We start from the raw sequence: 22,569 nt of genomic DNA, 5'->3' as shown, positions 1-22,569 counted from the left end.
ACACCACAAGGTGCTGGAAACCCGATGTTCCGGGCATTCCAGGGTTGTGGCTACTGTAGGAACTACTAGTTTTTTAGCGCTTTTGACGATAGTGGTTATTTCCATATTCAACAATCGCATAGCTGGTAATGTGGGTGTGTGCCCTACTCTTTATATCTCAATAGCTTATAACTGAAATTAATAACTATTTATTTTAGTTATAATGCCCCACTCACATTCCCAAGCTCAAACACTAAACCTTCCTCGCCCCCGGACTCTGCCAAAACGACGGATCCGCACTTTTAAGTCGCTCTACCGCATTATTGATATGCTCCAGCGCCGCTTGCCGTGCGCCTTCTGGATCACGCGCGGCAATGGCCGCGTACACGGCAAAGTGCTCGGCCCGGACGGTCTTGGCCAGGTCTCGGCGCCGCTCTTCGTTGGAGCGTGTGATGCGGATCGCCTCTTTGATGAATTGCGCGATGAACTCGTGCAATGACGGGTACAACGGATTGCCGGTCGCCTTGGAAATTGAGTGATGAAACGCCAAGTCTTCCTCAACCCCATCGCGGCTCCCCTGCTCCGCTGCATCAATGGCCTTGAGCGCATGGTGGATGGCTTCCAGTTGCGCCGGTGAGTGTCGCTGGGCCGCCAATGCCGCTGCCTCGCCTTCGATGCCGCGGCGCAGTTCGGTGACTCTCAATACAGCCTCGATCGACCCGCCGACATCCAGGTCAATCGTGAATGCCTTGATGTGTGCCCCTTCGCTGACCACCGTACCGCTGCCCTGGCGGACCTCGACCAGGCCGGCCGACTTCAGGCGCGAAATGGCCTCGCGGATGACCGTGCGGCTGACGCCAAAACGCTGCGAAAGTACCGGTTCGGTGGGCAGGCGATGGCCTGGCAGCGCTTCGCCGCTGGCGATATAGGCCTTGAGGGCCGCCGTCACCTGATCGGACAGTGTGCCCTTGGCGGAGTCCTTCAGGGTACCCAGCGTATCGGCACTACAGGAGGATTTGTCAGGAGTGGGCATAGACGACTCTGGCTCAAATCTGTGAAAGGTACTGCATTTTAGACCCGCCGTCCTCTCTGGATTTAGCCGTTGAATTCGTATGACGTATTATGATAAAAAACGCCCCATCATGTAATCCGACACAAACAACGCCACCCACTATAAAAATAAGGATGGGGGAAACACATGACTGAATCAGTGATTCAAACCAGTGCCGTCGTACCCGCAGATCGCTTCGAGAACCTGGCGTATCGCAAAGTGGCGTGGCGGATCATGCCGCTGTTGTTGCTGTGCTACCTGGTCGCCTACCTGGATCGGGTAAACGTCGGTTTCGCCAAGTTGCAGATGTCAGACGATCTGCAATTTTCCGAAGCCGTCTATGGCCTCGGCGCAGGGATTTTCTTCATTGCCTACTTCCTCGTCGAGGTGCCCAGCAACCTGATCCTGCATCGCGTCGGCGCGCGGTTGTGGATCGCACGCATCATGATCACCTGGGGCATCATCTCCTCGGCCATGGCCCTGGTGACGACGCCGACATCCTTCTACATCATGCGTTTCCTGCTCGGGATCGCCGAGGCCGGGTTCTATCCGGGGGTCATCCTCTATCTGTCCTACTGGTTCCCGACCCACCGCCGCGGCAAGATGTACGCGCTGTTCGCCACCGCCGTGCCGCTGTCCGGGCTGATAGGCGCGCCGTTGTCCGGCTGGATCATGAGCGCCTTCAATGAGGTTCATGGATATGCGGGCTGGCAATGGTTGTTTTTCCTCGAAGGGCTACCCTCGATTGCTGTCGGCTTCCTGGTGGTTTTCTGCCTCAGCGACCGTATCTCCAGCGCTGGCTGGCTCACCCGTGAAGAAAAAACCCTGCTGCAGGCGCGCATTGACGCAGAAGCCGTCGGCCACCAGAAACACAGCCTCAAAGAGGTGTTCCTGCAGCCGCGTATCTGGCTGTTGACGGCCATCTACTTCTGCATGATCGCCGGTTTCTACACCGTCGGTTTCTGGTTGCCGACCCTTATCCGCCAGGCCGGTGTCAGCGATGTGTTCGAGGTGGGCATGCTCACCGCCATCCCTTACGCCGCTGCTGCACTGACCATGATCCTGGTTTCGCGCAGTGCCGACCGGTTGCGCGAACGGCGCTGGCACTTGGCGTTGACCGCCGTGCTCGGGGGCATCGGCCTGTTCATCTCTGCGACCTGGAGCGACAACTTCACGGTGTCGATGATCGGCCTGACCCTGGGTTCGATGGGCGCCATGAGCACCCTGCCGCTGTTCTGGAGCCTGCCGACTGCGTTCCTTGGCGGTACGGCGGCGGCTGCCGGGATTGCCCTGATCAACTCCTGGGGCAACCTGGCGGGCTTCGTCTCGCCCTACCTGATGGGCTTCCTCAAGGACCTGACCCACAGCACCACAATCGGCATGTATGTGATGGCAAGCGCACTGTTCCTCGGCGCCCTGCTGGTCTTCAGAATTCCCGGAAAACTCGTCAACCGCTGACGTTTGGAGTAACTCATGAATATTCTCGTGACCGGTGCAGCCGGCTTCCTTGGCCGCCGCCTGATCGAAGCGCTGCTGCTGCGTGGTTCGCTCACCGACCGCATGGGCCAGTCCCGGCCCATCGAGCAGATTGTCGCGTTCGACATGGTCGAACTGACGGGGATCAATGACCCCCGGGTAAAAGTGGTGTGTGGCGATATCGCCAACGCCCATGTGCTGGAGCGCCTGATCGATGCCAATACCGACAGCATTTTCCATCTGGCTGCGGTGGTTTCCAGCCAGGCCGAAGCCGATTTTGAACTGGGCATGCGCATCAACTTCAGTGCAACCCAGCACATGTTGGAGCGCGTGCGCCAGCTTGGCACATGCCCAAAATGGGTGATGACCAGCTCCGTCGCGGTGTTCGGCGGGCGGTTGCCGGAACAGGTGCCAGATAATCAGGTATGGGCGCCGCAAAGCTCCTATGGCACACAAAAAGCCATGAACGACCTGCTACTTGCCGATTACAGCCGGCGTGCATTCGTCGACGGTCGCAGCCTGCGCATGCCGACCATCGTCGTGCGCCCGGGCAAGCCAAACCTTGCAGCCTCCAGCTTCGCCAGCGGTATCATCCGCGAACCGCTCAGCGGCCAGACCAGCGTCTGCCCGGTACCGCTCGACACCCGGCTCTGGCTGATGTCGCCTGCACAGGCCATTCGCAACCTGATCCATGGCCATGAACTGGGTAGCGAGCAGTTGACGGAGGGCCGAGTGATCAACATGCCGGGCCTGTCGATCACGGTAGAGCGCATGATCGACGCCCTGCGCCAGACAGCCGGCGCGCAAGTGGCCGAACGCATTCGCCTGGAACCCAATCAGGCGATCGAGCGCATCGTCGGTTCCTGGCCGGGTGCGTTTTGTGCCACCTACTCCCGGGACCTGGGCTTCACCGCAGATGAGCGTTTCACCGATGTGATCGAGCAGTTCATCCATGAATACCAGCCCGGCTAAACCCGCTTGAGGAGTTCGACATGTTGAATGCCCCTGCCCGGCCGCTGCTGGGTTGCATCGCCGATGACTTCACCGGTGCCACCGACCTTGCCAACATGCTGGTGCGCGGCGGCATGCGCACGGTGCAAAGCATCGGCATTCCCGCTGTCGATGTTGCCGACCAACTCGATGCCGACGCGATTGTCATCGCCCTGAAATCGCGCACGGTGCCGGCCGCCGATGCCGTCGAGGAATCACTCCAAGCGCTGCACTGGCTGCGTGAACGTGGCTGTGAACAGATATTCTTCAAATACTGCTCAACCTTCGACTCAACGGCGGCCGGCAATATCGGCCAGGTCAGCGAAGCCTTGCTGCAGGCCCTTGGCAGCGATTTCACCCTTGCCTGCCCCGCCTTCCCGGAAAACGGCCGCACGGTTTTTCGTGGGCATTTGTTCGTTCAAGACCAATTGCTCAGCGAGTCGGGCATGCAGCATCACCCATTGACGCCCATGACAGACGCAAACCTGGTTCGCGTGCTGCAAGCGCAGACCCAAGGCAAGGTCGGCCTGTTGCGCCACGACAGCGTGTCCGCCGGCGTGGAGAGCATACGCGCGCGCATTGCTCAACTGCGCGCCGACGGTGTCAGCATGGCTGTCGCCGACGCCCTGTGTGATACCGATCTCTATCTACTGGGCGAAGCCTGTGCGGACTTGCCGCTGCTCACCGGCGGTTCCGGGTTGGCGCTGGGCCTGCCGGGCAACTTCCGGCGTGCCGGCAAGCTGCGCGACCTGGACGCCGCGCACGTGCCCGTGGTCCAAGGCGCGGCGGTGGTACTTGCGGGGAGCGCTTCCCAGGCCACCCTGGGCCAGATCGCGAACTGGCTGCAGGCAGGTCGTCCGGCGATGCGGGTCGACCCGCTAGCGTTGGCGGCGGGAAAGCCGGTGGTTGAGGACGCACTGGCCTTCGCTGCCGACCATGCGCAAACTGTGTTGATCTACGCCACCAACACGGCCGATGAGGTCAAGGCGGTCCAGCGCGAGCTGGGCGCCGAGCGTGCGGGGCATTTGGTCGAGCAAGCCATGGGGCGGATCGCCAGCGGTCTGCGCGAGGCCGGCGTACGGCGCTTTGTGGTCGCCGGCGGGGAAACCTCGGGCGCCGTGGTCCAGGCGCTGAATATCCAGCTATTGCAGATTGGCGCGCAAATCGACCCTGGAGTACCCGCCTGCGTCAGCACGCCCGGGGAACCGCTGGCGCTGGCACTCAAGTCGGGCAATTTCGGTGGTGTGGACTTCTTCGACAAGGCTCTCAAGCAACTGGCAGGAGTTCCGGCATGAGCAACGAAAACACCCTGCGTGAAGAGATCTGTGACGTTGGCGCTTCGTTGTATACCCGTGGCTACACGGTGGGCAGCGCCGGCAACATCAGTGCGCGGTTGGAGGACGGCTGGCTGATCACCCCCACGGACGCCTGCCTGGGGCGCCTCGACCCGGCGGCGATAGCCAAGGTCAGCCTGGCCGGGGACTGGGTCAGCGGTGACAAGCCTTCCAAGACGCTGGCGCTGCACCGTCAAGTCTACGATCGCAACCCTGGGGTTGGCGGCGTGGTCCACACCCACTCCACTCACCTGGTGGCGCTGACCCTGGCCGGCGTCTGGCAGGACGATATGATCCTGCCGCCGTTGACGCCTTATCAAGTGATGAAAGTCGGGCGCATTCCGCAGATCGCCTATGAGCGTCCCGGCTCCCCCAAGGTCGCCGAGCGCGTGGCGCAGTTGGCTAACCTGGTGCGCGGTGTAATGCTTGAACGCCTGGGGCCGGTGATCTGGGAAAGCTCAGTGTCCAAGGCCAGCTACGCCCTGGAAGAGCTGGAAGAAACCGCACGCCTGTGGTTGATGAACCAGCCAAGACCGACTCCCCTGTCTCAGTCGGCACTGGATGAGTTGCACGAGGTCTTTGGGGTTCAGTGGTAACCCAGGCCATACGATTGATTTTTCACCGCAGGAGTCTTCATGCCTCGTTTCGCTGCCAACCTCAGCATGCTTTACCCCGAACATGATTTTCTCGACCGTTTTGCCGCCGCCGCTAGCGATGGTTTCCGGGCCGTGGAATACATGTTCCCCTACGCTTATCCCGCGCAGCAACTCAAGCAGCGGCTTGACGACAATGGCTTGGTCCAGGCCCTGTTCAACGCGCCGCCCGGCGATATCGCGGCAGGGGAAAAAGGCACCGCATCCTTGCCCGGCCGCGAATCGGAGTTTCGCGCAGGTTTCGATCAGGCCCTGGAATATGCCGCCGTCCTGGGCAACGACCGCATTCACGTAATGGCCGGGCTGCTGGCAGACGAGGCCGATCGCGCCAGGCACCAGCAGACCTACCTGGAGAACCTCGACTACGCAGCGACCCAGGCCGCCAAAATCGGCGTCACCGTACTGCTGGAACCGATCAATACCCGGGACATCCCGGGCTTTTTCCTCAACCACCAGCATCAGGCGCACGCCATCTGCAAAGCGGTCGGCCACGCCAATCTGAAAGTCCAGTTCGACATCTACCATTGCCAGATCGTCGAGGGCGACGTGGCGACGACGCTGCGCCGGGATTTCGCCGGTATCGGCCATATCCAGATTGCGGGCGTGCCGGATCGCCACGAACCGGACCTGCACAACGAGTTGAACTACCCCTATTTGTTCGAGCTGATTGACCAACTGGGCTACACCGGCTGGGTGGGTTGCGAATACCGGCCACGGGGCAACACATCCCAAGGTTTGCAATGGCTGCGCGATTGGCAGGCGCGTTCGACTCAAGGCCGCCCAGGCTGACAGCGGTTCGTTAACCTGGCCCATGAACCTGATTGGCGCTTTTAAGAATCGCCTGAGAGAATCCCCGGCCCCCACCTCCTACCATGCACCCCGAAGCCACTGCGAACATACCCAGGAAAGCTACGGGCCCTCATGTCACCACTCAACCACTGGCCATTGTGCCGTCCCTTGCTCTGGATCAGCGCGCTGGTTGCAGCGCTGCTGGCCCTGGCGCCCTGCGCGCAGGCGGCGGTCAAGATTGAAGGCACGCGCCTGATCTACTTTGGCCAATTCAAAGAAGCCAGCATCAATATCGTCAATCAGTCCCCCAGCGAATTGGTGGTGCAAAGCTGGGTCACTGGGGACAACGATGATGCAACCCAGGCGGTGCCTTTTGCCGTGGTCCAGCCGCTGGTTCGCCTGGATGCTCAACAGCATCACCTGCTGCGCATTCTGTACGCCGGCGAAGGCTTGCCCGGCGACGTGGAGTCGATGTTCCTGCTCAACGTCATGGAAATCCCGCTGAAACCGGAAACCGCCGACAGTGTGCAATTTGCCGTGCGCCAGCGTCTCAAGCTGTTCTATCGCCCGCCAGGGCTTGCAGGAAGTTCGTCCGAGGCCGTGCAGCAATTGGTGTGGAGCCGCACCGATGCGCAATCGGTAACCGTCACCAATCCCAGTGCGTTTCATCTGTCCCTGGTGGATGTGCAGAGCGATTCCGGCGGCCAGGTTCAGGCGTTGGAGGACTACGTATTGCTCAAGCCCGGGGAGCGCAAGGTCTTCAGCACCAAGGCACCCATCAGCGCCGGGAGCCAAATCAACTTTACCGAAATCACCGATATCGGCTTGCAGGCCCGCCATCGCGCGGCCCTCAAGTGATGGATCGCGGGGAATACCGACCTATGTCACCTCTTAAATACCTGCTCGTGGCCACCCTGTTTGCCTGCGCCGCCCTCCCCGCTACCAGCTACGCGCTGGCCTGCCGGGTGGACGGTAGCGGCTCGATCGCCGACACCGCTCCCCTGGGCACCGCATTGGCCGTGGCGGCCGATGCGCCAGATGGCACGATTATCTGGGAGTCCGGCCCTCGCTCGGTCAATGTGATCTGCGCAGACGACTACTTGCATGGGCGCGAGGAAGTGTATTTCTACTTGAACCCGGCAAGCGTCAGCATCGGCCAGGGTATTCGCGCCGGGATTCGCTATAACTCGGTGCCCATCACCCAAAGCAGCGGCAAGTACGGTACTGGGTTCTACTCCGACCGCGGTTGCACCCTGTCAAGTTGCGTGGGTTGGGACAAGGCCCGGTTCACCCTCAACTTCAGCGTATTTATCGAGAAGTTTGGTACCACCCCACAAAACGGCCAGGCCAGTACCCTGTCGCAATACCGGGTGTTTCAACTGGACGGTATTACCGGTCTCAACAACCGCCCCAACAGCAACCTCAACTACATCGTCACCGGCGTGAACGACATACGCTTCGTGCCCTGCACGCCCGACCTGACGATCACGCCCAATGTGGTGAGCTTCCCCAAGCCCTCGCGCAAGGCGCAGATCGGCGAAGTGGCCAGCACCGCAGCCTTCAGCTTGAGCCTGCGCAAAGCCTGCGATACCCCGTATACGGTGAGCGCGCGCTTCGCCACCACCCCGGGCGGCGGGAACGTGGTCAATGGCTTGTTGGTGCCCACCAACAACAGTTCCGTGGGCATCGCGTTGTCCTGGGACTATACGAACCAGAACCTGCCCTTCAATGAGTGGTTCCCCCTGGCCCAGATGAAGGGGGCCAACCAGACCACCCGCCAGGACTTCAGGGCGGACCTGAAGTGGCGCACCCTGCCCGTTCCCGGCGCGTTCGATGCGGCGGTCGTGGTCGATATGTTCTACAAGTAGATACGTGGCTGCTTTTAAGGATCGTCTTATGCCCAGGCGCTGGGTGGCCGATTAAAATCCGCCGATGCGATTTAAAAGTTATCTGCTGCAGATCAATCCTGTCCTTTCCCGCCCCGAAGCAGCCAGAAGGCTGCTTCGTCTTTTTGCCGCCGTGTTATTGGTCGGCATCTTGAGTGGTGTCTACACGTTCCTGCTGTCCACCTTCAACAATGACATCTCCCAGCGGCGTGGCTATATGAGTAGCGCCATTGCCGAGGCTCATACCTTCTTCACCACCCGTGAAGCACTGCTCGAAAGCCTGAGCCTGTCAGCGGTACGCAAATCCACCCAGGCCAAGGCCCAGGCTTACCCGGCCTCCAGCGAAGAGCAGCGCCTGCAACTGGGCAATGCCCCAGGCCATCAGTGGAGCATCTGGCTGACTTCGCGCATGCGCAGTTACCTGAAGACCAAGCAGGTCAACCTGCTCTACGTGACCGCCGGCCCCGATCCGCAACTGACCCGGCTCTATGACTCGACGCCGCAGGTACTGCCGTTTTCCAAGTGCATGCTCAACCGCCTCCGGGCGTTGAAGCAACACAACCCACTGGACCCCGGCGAACTCTGGCTCAGCGACCAAACCGAGGGGCACTCCCACCTCTACCTGTTCATTTTGCTGGATGAGCGCGATCCCGACTCCGGCTGGCTGGGCCTGGAGATGGAAAGCCAGGAAGTCTCCACAACCCTCAATGACCAGAGCGCGGGCGAGTTCATGATGCTCAACTCCCAGGGCATGCTGGTATTTACCAATAGCCATGACCCACGGCTGGACCAGTCCCTGCTCAAGCCCAAGGGCGAGAATTTTTTCGGGTTTGTCGGCGATGGCCTGGTGCCGGATCACCTGGTGATTCGCAAGCAACTGAAATCGTCGGACTGGCAACTGATGTACACGATCAACCTGCGCGATGTGGTGCGGGGGTTGTGGCGCGAGCTGCTCGGGTCGCTGGTGTTTTGCCTGTTCAGCGTCACGCTGATCTGGCTGGTGATGCGCCGGGTCAATCAACGCTTCATCATCCCGTCAATCAATGGCATCCAGGCGCTGATTGAAAGCGAAGCCTTCGGGCGCGATGTGATCCAGACCGCGCCGGTGGCCCTGTGTGTGCTGCGGCGCACCGACGGCCAGGTGGTACTGGAAAACACCCTGGCTCAGCAGTGGCTGGGCACCGGCCTGGAGCGTGAAACCCTCTGCGCCGGCTGGATCCGCCAGGCATTCGATGGTGAGCCCTCCGGGCACTGTGACTACTTCGAGACCCTCGACGGCCGCCACCTTTACCTCAGCAGTGCACCCACCCGTTATAGAGGCGAGGATGTGCTGTTTTGTGCATTCAGCGACATCAGCGCGCGCAAGCAGGTGGAAGCGGCCCTGGAAGAAGCCCGGCAATCGGCCGACGCTGCGAATGCCGCGAAAACCCTGTTCCTGGCGACCATGAGTCACGAAATCCGCACACCGCTGTACGGCGTGCTGGGCACCCTGGAACTGTTGGCCCGCACCCAGCTCGATGCCCAGCAAAAAGACTATCTGCATGCCATAGAGGGGTCTTCGGCCACCTTGCTGCAACTGATCTGCGATGTGCTGGATGTATCGAAGATCGAGGCCGGGCAATTGGCACTGGAACTGAGCGAGTTCTCGCCCCTGGACCTGGTCAATGAAATCATCCAGGGCTACGCCGCGGCCGCAATGGGCAAGGGGTTGCAGCTGTACGCCTGCTTTGACCCCAAGTTACCCGAGCGGCTGATGGGCGATGTCACCCGCCTGCGGCAGATCCTCAACAACCTGTTGAGCAACGCGGTGAAGTTCACCGACTACGGGCGCGTGGTGCTGCGCGTCAAGTTGCTTGACCGCGACGACGAGCGCTCCAGCGTGTTGTGGCAAGTGTCCGACACCGGCAAAGGCATTGCCCAGGAAGACCAGGCGATGATTTTCGAGCCGTTCTATCAAAGCGAAGGCAACACCAACGTCGTCGCCGGTACCGGGCTCGGCTTGCCGATTTGCCAGCGCCTGACGCAATTGATGAATGGGCATATCCGCATGGTCAGCGAACTGGGCCTGGGCAGCAGTTTCAGCCTCACCCTGCCGCTCGAAGTGGCGCCCTGCGCGCCCATGAGCAGCTTGCTCGCCGAGACTGTCTACGTGGTTTCGCCCATTCCCGAACTCGCTCAATCGATCAGCGGTTGGCTGCGTCGCTGGGGCGCCCGGGCCCAGACCGGCCAGCCCACCCACCCCGACGGGCAACTGCTGCTGGAGCTGCATCCCGGCACTATCGAACAGCCCCTGGTGCCCGACTGGCCGGGGCCGGTGATCCTGGTCAGTGGCAACAGCAGCAATGGCCAGCATGCCGAGACCGGCGTGTGGCATGCCAACCTCAACCAGTTGAGCGCCATTCACCAGGCGGTCAGCCAGGCCCAGGGATTGTGGGTCGCCCGGGTCGACGAGCAGGTGCAAAAGCGCGAGTTGCGCAAGCTCGACCTGCATGTGCTGGTGGCTGAGGACAACGTTATCAATCAACTGATTTTGCGTGACCAGCTTGAGGAACTTGGGTGCACCGTGGAGTTGGCCTGCGATGGTCATGAAGCGCTGCAGTTGTGCAAGGCCTCACACTTCGATGTGGTACTGACGGATGTGAATATGCCCAGAGTCAACGGCTATGAATTAGCCAGGGAGTTGCGCAGCCAAGGTTGCGCGCTGCCCATCATCGGCGCAACCGCCAACGCCATGCGCGGCGAGGCAGACCTGTGCCTGGCCGCCGGAATGAACCATTGCCTGGTCAAACCCTTTGCGTTGCGGGCCCTCTTCAACTACCTGGAGCCCTACACACGGATCCCCCATGAAGCCCTATAGTATTTTGATCGTCGAGGACCATCCCCTGCAGCACCTGTACCTGCAGAACCTGCTCAATGAATTGGGCGACTTCATGCTGGAGTCCGCCCAGGATGGAAACGAAGCACTGGAGCGCTTGCGCCAGCGTGATTTCGACCTGGTGCTGACCGATCTGCTGATGCCGGGCATGGACGGTGTGCAATTTATCCAGAGCCTGGCGACCCTGCGTTGCAAGCCTGCCCTGGCCATCATGAGTGCCGCCTCCCGGCGTATGTTGATGGCGGCCAGCCTGGTGGCGAAAAATCTCGATGTGAAAGTCATCGGCCTGATTTCCAAGCCAGTCGCAGCCGACGCCTTGCGCAGCCTGGTCAGCCAGCTCAACCACAAGGACCGCAGCCCCTCCCCCGCCCCCGCCACGCCGCCGGCGATTGACCGGCACACCCTCCTCCAGGCCATGGGCAACGGGCAGATCCAGGCCTGGTTCCAACCGAAAAAATCCTTGGCCAACGGCCGGATTGTCGCCGCTGAAGCGCTGGTGCGGTGGATGAACCCCGAGCAAGGGGTGATGTTGCCCGCCGCGTTTCTGCCGGCGATCAAGACCTTCGACCTGGAAGAACGCCTGCTATGGCTGGTGCTCAAACAGGCGATCCTGGCCCAGGAACGCTGGCGCCAGCGCGGGTATGAGATTCCGGTGTCGATCAACTTGCCGACCCACCTGCTCAATAGCCATGACTTGGCAGACCGCCTGCTGGCGTTCGTCCTCGACCACCAAGGCATCCCGGGGATGATCTGCTTCGAGCTGATGGAATGCTCGGTGCCCCAGGACATCAGCAACTTCTACGCCGGCGCCTGCCGCCTGCGCATCAAGGGTTTCGGTCTGTCCCAGGACGATTTCGGCAAGGGCTACAGCTCTTACCTGAACCTGGTCTCAACCCCGTTTACCGAACTCAAGATCGACCAGGCGCTGGTGCAGGGCTGCCATGACAACGAAGGCATGACCTCGGCCCTGGCGAGCATCATCGCACTGGGCCGCAAACTTGGGCTGACGGTGGTGGCCGAAGGTGTGGAGACGCCCCAGCAACTGGCGTTGCTACGCAAAATCGACTGCACCCAGGTGCAGGGTTTTCTGATCTCCCACGCGGTCTCCTCTGAACAATTTCAACAACTGTTGAACAATGATGGCCCAGCGACATCTCATTAGCCCCCGGCTCGGATTTGTCTAACCTGTATAAGGAGTAAACTCCATCCAGCGCCGATTTCTCAGCCGCCTGCGAAAACCATCAATGAAGCACAACAACGCGATCCTGGAAGCATTCACCCGCAGCTCACTGCGCTTGAACAAAGGGCTGATGGGCGTGCTCGGCGTCGCGTTGTTGCTGGCAGGCACCAGTTACTGGGCGTTGCAGCGGATCATCGATGAGCAGCACGCCGCGGTGGGGTTTCATTTTGCCCGGCTGATGGAAAATATCCAGGAACAGGAAACCTTCCTCCGGACCCTGGCGCAGCCGGCGATCCAACGGGACTTGATCAGCGATAAGAACACCCAGGCCAGCCTCCAGAGCCATCGCCTGGACATGCACAACACCCGCTATGAAGGTCGTGAGTTCGCTTTTTCGGTGCCCTTCAGTGCACAGTTCGAGGCGCAACGGGTCACGCCTGGCGAGCAGCAGAAGATCTTTGCCCTGGGGGTGCACCTGGCCAGTTACTACAGCGCGTACTGGTCATCGTCGCCCTACGCATCGCCCCACGTCTTTATCCTCAACCGCCTGGTCAACTACCACATTGCGGTGCCTGCGGTCGGCTACCAGCGTGGCGGCAAAACCCCGTTCAACGGCCCCACGGCCGAACAGGCCGACGCGGTGCAGCAAAGGCTCGAGCAACTGCCCCGGGTAGACGACAGACTTTACTGGGAAACCTATACCCCAACCGGGAAGGCCTCCGGGGCTCCGCAGTTGTTGGCGTATATCGGCATCACCCTGAACCCTCAGGTTTTGCGCGCGGGTCAAGGCACTAACCAGGTGATGGTTGCCACGCTGCTGGATATGGCACACGTCAACGATGTGGAACGCACCATGGAGTCGTCCATCTACGATCGATTCACCCTGATCTCCCCTGCCGGGCAGACGCTGACGGGGCCCCAGGTCCCCGCCTCTGCCTTGGGTGAAGGGCTGAATATTCGCGCCGATGGGCTGGAGTTCAAAATCACCCACGACGCCCAGTCGCAGTGGACTGCAATCTACGGGATCAGTTACAAGCATTTTTTCCGCTATGCCCTGTGGCCACTGACCAGCCTGGTGCTGTTTCTGTGTGCCGTACTGGCGATTGTCTGGGCCGGCAGCCGCTGGTACCGCAAGCAAGTGATCCGTCCGGCGCGCCAGGCCCATGAGCGGATTGCCGAAAGCGTGGCATTCAGTCGGGTGATTATCGACACCGCGCCTACCGGCCTGTGTGTGGTGGGCCGCGCGGACGGCCAGGTGCTGATCGAGAACCAGCGCGCCCAACAATGGCCGGGCACCGCCAGGCTGGTGGCGGCCCTCAGCCGCTTCCAGGACAGCGCCGACAGTGGCGAAACCCACCTGGAAATCGAAGGCCGGCACCTGCAGGTCGGTTTCGTGTCGACCCGTTATCAAGGCCAGGATGTGCGGCTTTATGCGTTCAACGACGTGACCCGGCATATTGAAGACGCCCTGGCCCTGGAAGATGCCCGGCGCGCCGCCGATGCGGCCAATGAAGCCAAGACGCTGTTCCTGGCAACCATGAGCCATGAAATCCGCACACCTTTGTACGGCGTGCTCGGCACCTTGGAATTGCTCGGGTTGACGACCCTGGACCCGCGCCAGAAAACCTACCTGCACACCATCCAACGCTCATCTGCCACGTTGTTCCAACTGATCAGTGATGTGCTCGACGTGTCGAAAATCGAATCCGGGCAGATGGCAATCGAGTCCATCGAGTTTTGCCCCCTGGACATGCTCGAAGACACCTTGCACACCTACGCCGCCTTCGCCCAGCGCAAGGGCCTGCAACTGTATGGCTGCATCGATGCGCAGTTGCCCGACTGTGTGGTCGGCGACCCGATGCGGATCCGCCAGATCCTCAACAACCTGGTGAGCAATGCGCTCAAATTTACTGACATAGGACGCGTGGTGATTCGGGCCCGGGCGCTTCGCCGGGGGGCCGATAAGGTGGACCTGGAGTGGCAAGTGACCGACTCTGGCGTGGGCATCAGCCAGGCGCAGCAAGCCAAGCTGTTCGACTTGTTCTACCAGGCACCAGACACCGCTGGCCAAGGCGGTGCGGGGCTGGGCCTGCCGATATGCCGCTGGCTCGCCGAAATGATGGATGGCCAGATCAAGGTCGTCAGCGAGCCCGGCCTGGGTAGCAGTTTCACCTTGAAAATGAGCTTGCCGATAGGCCGTGGCGAGTTGCCCGGACTTCCCCTTCTTGAGCCGAGCGCGACGCCGGTCTATGTACAGGCGCCGGTGCGCGAGTTGGCCGAATCCCTGTGCGACTGGCTCGGGCGCCTGGGTATCCAGGCCTCGGTGGCAACGCTGCCCCTGGCCTCACAGAATGCGCAGGCCGTACTGGTCGACATGTTGCCCGCCGGGCCACGATTGTCCTGGGCCGGGCCGCGCGTCTTGTGTGTGCCGGGTGCACACAGCCCACCGCTGTATACGGCCCAGGGCTGGGAAGTGGATATGCATGATGTGCGTGCCATTGCGTCGGTGGTCTCGCTGGCGCAGCAGGGTAAGCAGGAAGCCGTGCAGCACGCCGAACAACAGAGCGCCGGGCAGTTGCAACTGCGCATTCTGGTGGCCGAGGACAACCCGGTAAACCAGGCCATCATCCAGGAGCAACTGGAAGCGCTGGGCTGTACGGTTACCTTGGCGGACAATGGCGAGCAGGCCATGCACCTGTGGCAACCCCAGGCCTTCGACCTGGTGCTGACCGACGTCAACATGCCCTTGATGAATGGCTACGAACTGGCCCGCACCCTCAGGGAACATGACCCGCAGTTACCAATCATCGGCGTCACCGCCAATGCCATGCGCGAAGAAGGCATGCGTTGCCTGGCAGTCGGGATGAATGCGTGGCTGGTCAAGCCCTTGAGCCTGCAAACCCTGCGCGCGCAACTGATCAAGCTGTGCCGGCCGACGGTACGCGTCTTGCCGGCGGTGATCGACACGGTGCAGATGTCAGAAAAAATGCGCCCGCTGTTTGTCAGCAGCGTACAGCACGATCTGCAGCGCATCAGCGCCGCACTTGAGCAACGCGATTGCCGGCGCCTGGCCGAAACCTTGCACTCGGTGGCCGGGGCCTTGGGCGCGGTGCAGGCGCTGGACCTGGCCCAGGCGTGTGTCGAACTGGAAAGCCAGTTGGCCAGCGGCCGGCTCAATCCCGCGCTGGAAATGCGCATAAACCAGGTCAGCAGTAGGCTTTCAGCCTTGCTCAGCGTGCAGCCATGAGCCCTCCTCACTCACTGAACCAGCATTACGGGCAACCCTTATGAAAACCTTCACTGTGGTTATTGCGGATGATCACCCCATCGTGCTTTTGGGCGTGCGAGAACTCGTCGAGCGAGACGCGCGCTTTCAAGTAGTGGGCGAAGCGATCTGTTCGGCAGGCCTCATCGGGCTGCTTGAACAGCAGCCTATCGACATCGTGATTACCGATTACAACATGCCCGGTGATTCACCCTACGGCGATGGTTTGAAACTGGTGGAATACCTTAAGCGGCATTTCCCCCAGGTGCAGATTCTGATCCTGACCATGATCTCCAATCATCTGATCCTGACCCGTCTGCAAGAGATGGGCGTGGTGGGCGTGATCCAGAAAAGCCAGTTGCACACCGAAATCCAGGTAGCCCTCAAGTCTATTGTGCAGCAGGCGCTGTATCGCAGCCTGGAGCCCGCCAAGACTTCGGTGGTCGAGTCGATGACGGCTATCGATGCGCGTTTCTCGACCCTGTCGCCGAAGGAATTCGAGATACTGCGTTTGTTTATTTCAGGCAAAAGTGTCAGTGATATAGCGCGCAGCCAGAATAGAAGTTCAAAGACTATCAGTGCGCAAAAGATTTCGGCCATGCGCAAACTTGAAGTCAGTAGTGACCAAGACTTGTTGGCTTATTGCCTGGCGCAAAATATCTTCAACTAATCCGTGCCTTATCAACTAATCTCCTCCTTAACTAACTTGCCTTGCAGTGCTTTATAAGAATCGTCTTATTCTCTCTAAGGCCTAAAATCACTATTGTTCGTTGGCAGTTTCAATCCTCTCTACAACCAACACTAACGGACATCATCATGAAGAAGTTTTCCCTGGCCCTTATCGCTGTGTCAGTTATTGCCGCCAGCAGCAGTGCATTTGCCGAAGATCCCGTTGCGCCGACCCCGACCCTGGGTGGCAGCGGCAAAATCACTTTCACCGGCGTGATCAACAACGACGCGTGCTCGGTCGACGGCGCCAACTCCGATCGCGTGATCTCGGTGGACATGGGCTCGGTATCGATCAAAGACATGGGCACCGCTGAAAACCCGGCCTCGGGCCGTGTGACAGCCAAAGACTTCAACCTCAACGTGAACTGCAACCTGGGCACCAAAGTGGCCATGATCTTTGACGCCAACAGCGGCGGCTCGGGCCTGGTCACCGGCAAGAAAGTCCTCGCCCTGACCCCGGGCAACGGCAGCGCAAGCAACGTCGGCATCGCCCTGCTCGACAGCAAAGGCGCACTGATCGACCTCAGCTCCCCGGCCAGCGCCCGCATCGAAAGCAGCATGCACGGCCAAGGCGCCGAAGGCGGCGATGCAACCTTGAGCTTTGCCGCAGCCTACGTCACTACCGGTGCAGCCGGCGCCTCCACCGCGGGTCGTGGTGACGCCACCCTGCCGTTCATCCTGCAATACGAATAACCCCCCAGGCTGTAAATGCCACGCGCGAGGCCCCAGGGCCTCGCCATTTATCCGACCCATACACGGTAGACATCATGTTGCCTCGTTCCATTGCCGCAGGCCTGGGGTTGTTGACCCTGCTGATGGCGACCCAGGCTGGCGCCAGCATTTCATTGAGTGCCACGCGTATCGTCTTCGATGGCGAGCACAAAGAAGCCAATATCACCGTGCGCAACGGTAACCAGGATGTATTGATTCAATCCTGGGTCGATACCAGCGATGCGCAAGCCAGTGCTGCACCGTTCGCCGTGACCCCGCCACTGGCACGGATATTTGCCAAGGAGCAGCAATTGCTGCGCATTCTTTACCAGGGCAGCGGTATGCCGGCGGATCGTGAATCCGTGATCTGGCTCAATGTGCAAGAGATCCCGCAGGCCGCCGCCTCCGATAACACGTTGCAACTGGCGGTGCGCCAGCGCATCAAGATATTTTTCCGGCCAGCCGGTTTGCCAGGTAGCGCCCTGTCGGCGCCGGCGCAACTGGAATGGCAACTGCAAAAGCGTGGCGCCGAGTCGTGGCTGAGCGTAAAAAACCCGACGCTGTATCACGTGTCCATGGCCGATATAAAACTTCAGGCCGGGCAACAAACGGAACTGGCTGCCGATTCGACAATGATTGCCCCGGGCGCCGAAAAACAGTTCAGCGTTAAACAACTCGGTGGTTACGAAACAGTGCAGTTGTCTTTTTCCAGCATTAACGACTATGGCGCACAAGATAAATACACCGCACAACTTTCCACGCGCCTGACGGCCAAGGCCACTGAGGCGCGCACCCGGCAATAAGCGTTCCCCTTAAACCCTCCAGGTTCGATTCGAGTGCGTACTCGCGTGCCTCGCCTGTCCGATAAACAGGGATGATATAGGTTCTTTGCATGTTTTTTATTTTAGGCAGCAGGCCCAATCATTACATATCAAGCGAGCGCACTTCACGCGTGTCTACAACGTGCACATCTCTGAAGTTGAGTACGCTGTCATTGGCCATTCTTGCCGGCTCGCCCGTTTGGGCCGTTGCCGATGAGCCGTCCCTGGAAGTGTTCAACACCACCTTTTTGCAGGGCGCTCAATCGTCGGTAGACCTGCAGCAACTGCTGTCGGCCAACAGCGTGCTGCCCGGTAACTACCGCGTCGACCTGTATAGCAATGAGGTCCTGGTGGGCCGTCGCGACATCGACTTCAAGCGCAACCCGCAGACCGGCCGGGTCGATCCGTGTCTGACCCTGGACTTGCTCAAGCAACTGGGGATCGACCTGACCCTCTTGCAAGCCCAAGGCAAGCTCGACGCCAGCCAACCCCAGGCCTGTTACGACCTACCGACGCTGATCGACCAGGCCACCCTGCGCTATGACGCCAGTCGCCTGCGCCTGGCGGCGAGCATTCCACAGGTTGCGATGCAACGGGGCATGCGCGGTTATGTCGACCCCCAGTTATGGGACGATGGCGTGCCCGCAGCGTTTATCAACTATCAACTCAATAGCAGCCGCACCGCCGGCGACTATGAAACCCGCATCAACAACAACTTGGGGCTGCGCAACGGCATCAACCTGGGCGCATGGCGTTTGCGTAACGAATCGAACCTGAGCAATGGCACGGGGCGGCCGAGCAACTTCACCAGCAACCGCAGCTATGTGCAGCATGACGTGACGACGCTCAAGGGCCAGTTCAGTGCCGGGGAGATTTTTTCCGATACCGACCTGTTCGACAGCGTGCGTTACCGAGGCGTGAAACTGGCGTCCGACGAAGGCATGCGCGCCGACAGCGAGCGCGGTTATGCGCCGGTGATTCGTGGCGTGGCACAGACCAACGCCACGGTAGAGATCCGCCAGAACGACTACATCCTCTACACCGCCAACGTCGCGCCCGGGCCTTTCGAGATCAACGATATCTACCCCAGCGGCTCGAACGGCGACCTGGAAATCACCATCATCGAGGCCGACGGCCGTCGGCGCGTGACCACCCAGGCGTTCTCCAGCCTGCCGATCATGGTGCGTGAAGGCCAGGTCAAATACAGCGTTTCAGCCGGTAAATTCAGCAGCAATGCTGACGGCTTGGCGAGCCCGCAATTTGTCAGCAGCACCCTTGCCTACGGTCTCACCAGCAACCTCAGCGCGATTGTCGGCCTGCAAGTGAGCGAAGACTACAAGGCACTCTCCCTGGGGGTTGGCAAAAACACGTCGCTGGGCGCGGTGTCGATGGACGTCACTCACTCCTCAAGCGCCGCCCAAGGGCAAACGACCCAGGGCAACAGCGTGCGTGCGTTGTATGCCAAGACCTTTGCCGGCACCGACACCAACTTCACCCTGGCCGCCTATCGTTACTCGACCGAGGGCTACCGCACCCTGACCGACCACGTCGAGGACACCAGTGAAGGTGCCGTCAAGCGTACGGGCAACTCGAAAACCCGCACCGACCTGACGATCAACCAAAGCATCGGGCGCAACCGCGAGTTCGGCAGCCTTTACTTGAACGCCACCGACCAGCGCTATTGGAACCGTGGCGGCTCCCAGAGCTTTTCGGCGGGGTACAACAACAACTGGGGCGACCTGAGCTACAACCTGGGGGTGACACGCACCAAACAGATTGCCAGTTGGGGCGCACCGGACTCCGACACGCAGCTCAACCTGTCCTTTTCGTTCCCCTTGGGCAGCCAGCCCCGGGCGCCGCGTGCATTCGTCACCACCAGCACCCAGCAAGGCGATACCAGCACCCAGGCGGGTATCAACGGTTATGTGGCCGATACCAGCGATGTGTTCTATTCGGTCCAGGCCGGGCATAGCCGAACGGGTGGCCAATCGGGATCGGCCAACATCAATAGCCGCACATCCATGGCCGATATCAGCCTGGGGTATAGCCAGGGCCGTGGGTACGACGCACAAAACCTTAACGTTGCCGGCTCAGTGGTGGCGCACGCCGGTGGCATCAACCTGGGGCAGACCGTCAGCGAAACCTTTGCCTTGGTTCAGGTGCCGGGTATCAGCGGGGCTAAAGTCAGCAGCTACAGCGGGGTTGAAACCGGGCGCAACGGCTATGCCGTGGTGCCCTCGGCCCAGCCTTATCGGGTGAACTGGATCAGCCTCGACACCCGCGACCTGGGCGGCGATGTTGAAATCACCCAGGCCACGCAGCAGTTAGTACCGCGCCGCGGTGCGGTGGTATTGGCCCGCTACAGCGGCAAAACCGGGCGGCGCGTGCTGTTTGAGCTGTTTGATGCGCAGCACCAGCGCATGGCGTTCGGCGCCTCACTGGAAGATGCCAGCGGCAAACAGTTGGCCATCGCCGATCCCAGCGGCAATGCCTTGGTACTGGTCGAAGAGGACCAAGGCAGCCTGACGATCAAGTGGGGTGACCAGCAATGTACTGCGCCGTATGCGCTGCCTGCACAAAACAAGGCGCTGAACTACGAGCGCCAGGCGTTGGTGTGTCACAGCGTTCAAGGTCTTTAAAAAGCAGCTTTAATGGGAACGCTGTGGCAGAACTGGGTGAGGCTATTGGGGCGGCTTCGCCACCCAGCGCGGGGCAAGCCCGCTCGCCACAAAAAGCTAGCGGTCTACAACAGGTTTCAGACTGCTAAAGCTCCCCCTTGTGGCGAGGGGGCTTGTCCCCCGATGGGCTGCACAGAAGCCCCAAAACCAGCCACCTCGGTGTACCTGGCAGAACGGGGTGAGGCTATTGGGGCGGCTTCGCCACCTAGCGCGGGGCAAGCCCGCTCGCCACAAGGGGTGTCAAAGGTCAAACCGATCAATCGCGCGCCGCCGCTCGTTGTCATCACGCACATCGTAGCTGGCGGTGGTCTGGATATTGGTGTGGTGCGCCAGTTTCTGTGCAATCGACAAGTCATGCTCCTCGATCACCCGAGTAATAAACGAGCGCCGGAAATCATGGGGCATGATTTTCACACCCACCTGTTCGCCGCGTTGGCGGGCGATGTAGTAAATGGCATGTTTGGTAATGCGTTCGCGGGTGATATGGCTGCCCCGGCGGATACGGTTGAACAGGAAATTATCGTCCAGCTCCCCTTCCTTCAAGTGCTCGCGGCGAAACTCCAGCCAGGCCTGCAACTTGGCAAACGCCCAGGCCGGTGCGTACTTGATCAACTCTTTATTGCCCTTGCCCATCACCCGCAGGCTGCGCTCTGCAAAGTTCACCTGGGCCAGGTCGAGGTTGACCGATTCTGACTTGCGCATCCCCGAGCCATACAGGATCCCGATGACTGCCGCATCCCGCAGCCCTTGCGGCCTTGGGTCGGCGGCGCAGACGTCCATCAATTCGCGGATCAAGGTGCGACGCAGGTTACGCCCCTGGCTCAAGCGCGTGCCGGCGGTGGCTTTGACCGAGCGCATCTTCAGCAAGTGTTCCTGGCTGATCAGGCTGATGCGCCAGGCTTCGTTCATCACCCCGCGCACCGCGTTGACATACAGCGACGATGTATTGGGCGCATACCCGTCTTCACGCAGCACGGCGACCAAAGCCATCACGTGCTCCGGTTGCAGCAGGTGCCAGTCGATATCTTCGAGGTTGATCTCTTCGAAACCCAGGCGGTCGGCCGCATCTTGCAGCACATAGCGCATGGTCAGTTGGCTAGAGGGCGCCAGGCGCGCGAGATACAGGGTCAGGGGATTGCGGGAAATCTCGGTCAAAATAGATCAGCCTTGAGATTAAATATCGAGACTAAGCCTATGTTTCATCTCGGTATTTAGTGGTTTGGCGAGCGCCGAGTCTAACGCAGGTCGGCGCCGCATACCAAACTAGGGCTCATCCTCTGCGGGTGCCGGGCTTTGCTGCTGGCCCCAGTCCACGTCCTGTTTTTGCATCAGCGCAAACCACTGCTGGCGCATGAAAGCCAACAGCGTGGCGGGCGCCTTGGCGAAGTCATGCTCGTCGTTGTAGCAGCCTGGCAATGGCAGGTCGGTGCCCTGCTCCTTGTACTGACTGACCAACGCCTGCTGCCCGGCAACGCTGCAATCGGTGGGCAGCGGCATACCGCGCAGCGCACCGGCTTCTTCGTCCCACCAACTGGCTCCGTAACGGTCTACACCACGCAGCCCGTATTTGTGCGACTTGCCGATGTGCATGATCAGCTTGAACTCCCGGGGGCTGACATCGCTGGTGCATGTACGCGAGTAGCCCACGGTCACCTGGCTCAGGCCGTCATCCAGCAGGTCGGTGACGCGGGTCGCGGCGTTATCAAAGTGCAGGCTGGCGTCGAATTCGCAGCGCTGCACATCGTCATGCAGCATCCACAGGCGCTTGGGGCGATCCCCCTCCAGCAGGTACTGGGCGGCATAGATTGACGCCGACTGCGTCCCGTCATCATCACGCTCGCCGGCTTCCTGCTCGGCCAACACCAGCAGGTTACGGCCCTGGCGATCATCCCAGCTATACGCGGCCACCTGCTTGCCCCGGACCTCGATCCCGAGCGGAACCTGGCTCAGCGGCGTCAGCTTCATTTCCTCGGCCGCCACAGCTGCATGGGCCGCCCCGAGCGCCATCACCATCAAGACCGGCCGTAACTGGCCGCGTAAAAACTGCACGCTATTCATCCGACTACCCAGGCAAGAGATCGCTTACTTTACCGGGACTTGCAGGGGGATGCAGAGAAGATTCGTCAGGCGGGACTGAGTGCAAACCCGGTTA

General features: G+C 60.6%; 17 protein-coding genes. 14 read left to right on the top strand and 3 right to left on the bottom strand.

The features are described 5' to 3' along the window. Window positions 1–232: 232 nt before the first annotated feature. A complete protein-coding gene (locus HKK57_RS23290; RefSeq protein WP_029291706.1) occupies window positions 233–1,012 on the bottom strand; it encodes a FadR/GntR family transcriptional regulator in 780 nt (259 codons plus the stop codon). 165 nt (window positions 1,013–1,177) lie between these two features. Here HKK57_RS23290 and HKK57_RS23285 point away from each other — a divergent pair, with 165 nt between their 5' ends. The 14 genes from HKK57_RS23285 to HKK57_RS23220 all read left to right on the top strand — a co-directional run bounded on the left by HKK57_RS23285 (window position 1,178) and on the right by HKK57_RS23220 (window position 20,378). After that, window positions 1,178–2,488: an MFS transporter gene (locus tag HKK57_RS23285; RefSeq protein ID WP_169390855.1), complete on the top strand. Its 1,311-nt coding sequence runs from the start codon at window positions 1,178–1,180 to the stop codon at window positions 2,486–2,488. Window positions 2,489–2,503: 15 nt separating this feature from the next. Continuing rightward, on the top strand, window positions 2,504–3,478 hold the full coding sequence (denD, locus tag HKK57_RS23280) for a D-erythronate dehydrogenase (protein WP_169390854.1): 975 nt from the start codon (window positions 2,504–2,506) through the stop codon (window positions 3,476–3,478). Window positions 3,479–3,498: 20 nt separating this feature from the next. Then, a complete protein-coding gene (gene otnK, locus HKK57_RS23275; RefSeq protein ID WP_169390853.1) occupies window positions 3,499–4,791 on the top strand; it encodes a 3-oxo-tetronate kinase in 1,293 nt (430 codons plus the stop codon). After that, entirely contained in the window at window positions 4,788–5,426 is a 639-nt protein-coding gene (otnC, locus tag HKK57_RS23270; protein ID WP_169390852.1) for a 3-oxo-tetronate 4-phosphate decarboxylase, read from the top strand. Before otnK ends, otnC begins: the two co-directional genes overlap by 4 nt. 39 nt (window positions 5,427–5,465) lie before the next feature. Beyond that, window positions 5,466–6,272: a 2-oxo-tetronate isomerase gene (gene otnI, locus HKK57_RS23265; protein WP_169390851.1), complete on the top strand. Its 807-nt coding sequence runs from the start codon at window positions 5,466–5,468 to the stop codon at window positions 6,270–6,272. Window positions 6,273–6,404: 132 nt separating this feature from the next. Then, window positions 6,405–7,130: a fimbrial biogenesis chaperone gene (locus HKK57_RS23260; RefSeq protein WP_169390850.1), complete on the top strand. Its 726-nt coding sequence runs from the start codon at window positions 6,405–6,407 to the stop codon at window positions 7,128–7,130. Window positions 7,131–7,153: 23 nt separating this feature from the next. Continuing rightward, window positions 7,154–8,140 (top strand): fimbrial protein, encoded by a 987-nt coding sequence (locus HKK57_RS23255; protein ID WP_070994853.1) that lies wholly within the window; start codon window positions 7,154–7,156, stop codon window positions 8,138–8,140. A 64-nt stretch (window positions 8,141–8,204) separates the two neighbouring features. Continuing rightward, window positions 8,205–11,015, top strand: a complete 2,811-nt coding sequence (locus HKK57_RS23250; RefSeq protein WP_070994852.1) for an ATP-binding protein — start codon at window positions 8,205–8,207, stop codon at window positions 11,013–11,015. Continuing rightward, on the top strand, window positions 11,002–12,195 hold the full coding sequence (locus tag HKK57_RS23245; protein ID WP_029291689.1) for an EAL domain-containing response regulator: 1,194 nt from the start codon (window positions 11,002–11,004) through the stop codon (window positions 12,193–12,195). Before HKK57_RS23250 ends, HKK57_RS23245 begins: the two co-directional genes overlap by 14 nt. A gap of 82 nt (window positions 12,196–12,277) precedes the next feature. Next, the gene (locus HKK57_RS23240) at window positions 12,278–15,460 is read left to right on the top strand and encodes a hybrid sensor histidine kinase/response regulator (protein WP_169390849.1); all 3,183 of its coding nucleotides are present in this window, start codon (window positions 12,278–12,280) and stop codon (window positions 15,458–15,460) included. A gap of 40 nt (window positions 15,461–15,500) precedes the next feature. Further along, on the top strand, window positions 15,501–16,148 hold the full coding sequence (locus HKK57_RS23235; protein ID WP_029291685.1) for a response regulator: 648 nt from the start codon (window positions 15,501–15,503) through the stop codon (window positions 16,146–16,148). A gap of 146 nt (window positions 16,149–16,294) precedes the next feature. Next, window positions 16,295–16,900, top strand: coding sequence for a fimbrial protein (locus HKK57_RS23230; RefSeq protein ID WP_029291683.1), 606 nt, complete (start codon window positions 16,295–16,297; stop codon window positions 16,898–16,900). A gap of 74 nt (window positions 16,901–16,974) precedes the next feature. Next, window positions 16,975–17,721, top strand: a complete 747-nt coding sequence (locus tag HKK57_RS23225; RefSeq protein WP_029291681.1) for a fimbrial biogenesis chaperone — start codon at window positions 16,975–16,977, stop codon at window positions 17,719–17,721. A gap of 89 nt (window positions 17,722–17,810) precedes the next feature. Continuing rightward, window positions 17,811–20,378: a fimbria/pilus outer membrane usher protein gene (locus tag HKK57_RS23220; RefSeq protein WP_169390848.1), complete on the top strand. Its 2,568-nt coding sequence runs from the start codon at window positions 17,811–17,813 to the stop codon at window positions 20,376–20,378. A gap of 279 nt (window positions 20,379–20,657) precedes the next feature. Here the strand turns inward: HKK57_RS23220 and HKK57_RS23215 are convergent, their stop codons facing one another. Both HKK57_RS23215 and HKK57_RS23210 read right to left on the bottom strand, forming a co-directional pair. Continuing rightward, window positions 20,658–21,572: a site-specific integrase gene (locus tag HKK57_RS23215; protein WP_133714320.1), complete on the bottom strand. Its 915-nt coding sequence runs from the start codon at window positions 21,570–21,572 to the stop codon at window positions 20,658–20,660. Between the two features lie 108 nt (window positions 21,573–21,680). Further along, window positions 21,681–22,475, bottom strand: coding sequence for a M949_RS01915 family surface polysaccharide biosynthesis protein (locus HKK57_RS23210; protein ID WP_133714319.1), 795 nt, complete (start codon window positions 22,473–22,475; stop codon window positions 21,681–21,683). Between the last annotated feature and the right edge of the window lie 94 nt (window positions 22,476–22,569).

The organism is Pseudomonas sp. ADAK21, from assembly GCF_012935735.1.
Lineage (GTDB): Bacteria > Pseudomonadota > Gammaproteobacteria > Pseudomonadales > Pseudomonadaceae > Aquipseudomonas > Aquipseudomonas proteolytica.
Note: the sequence above shows the minus strand (reverse complement) of the source record. Positions and strands in the feature narration are given on the sequence as shown.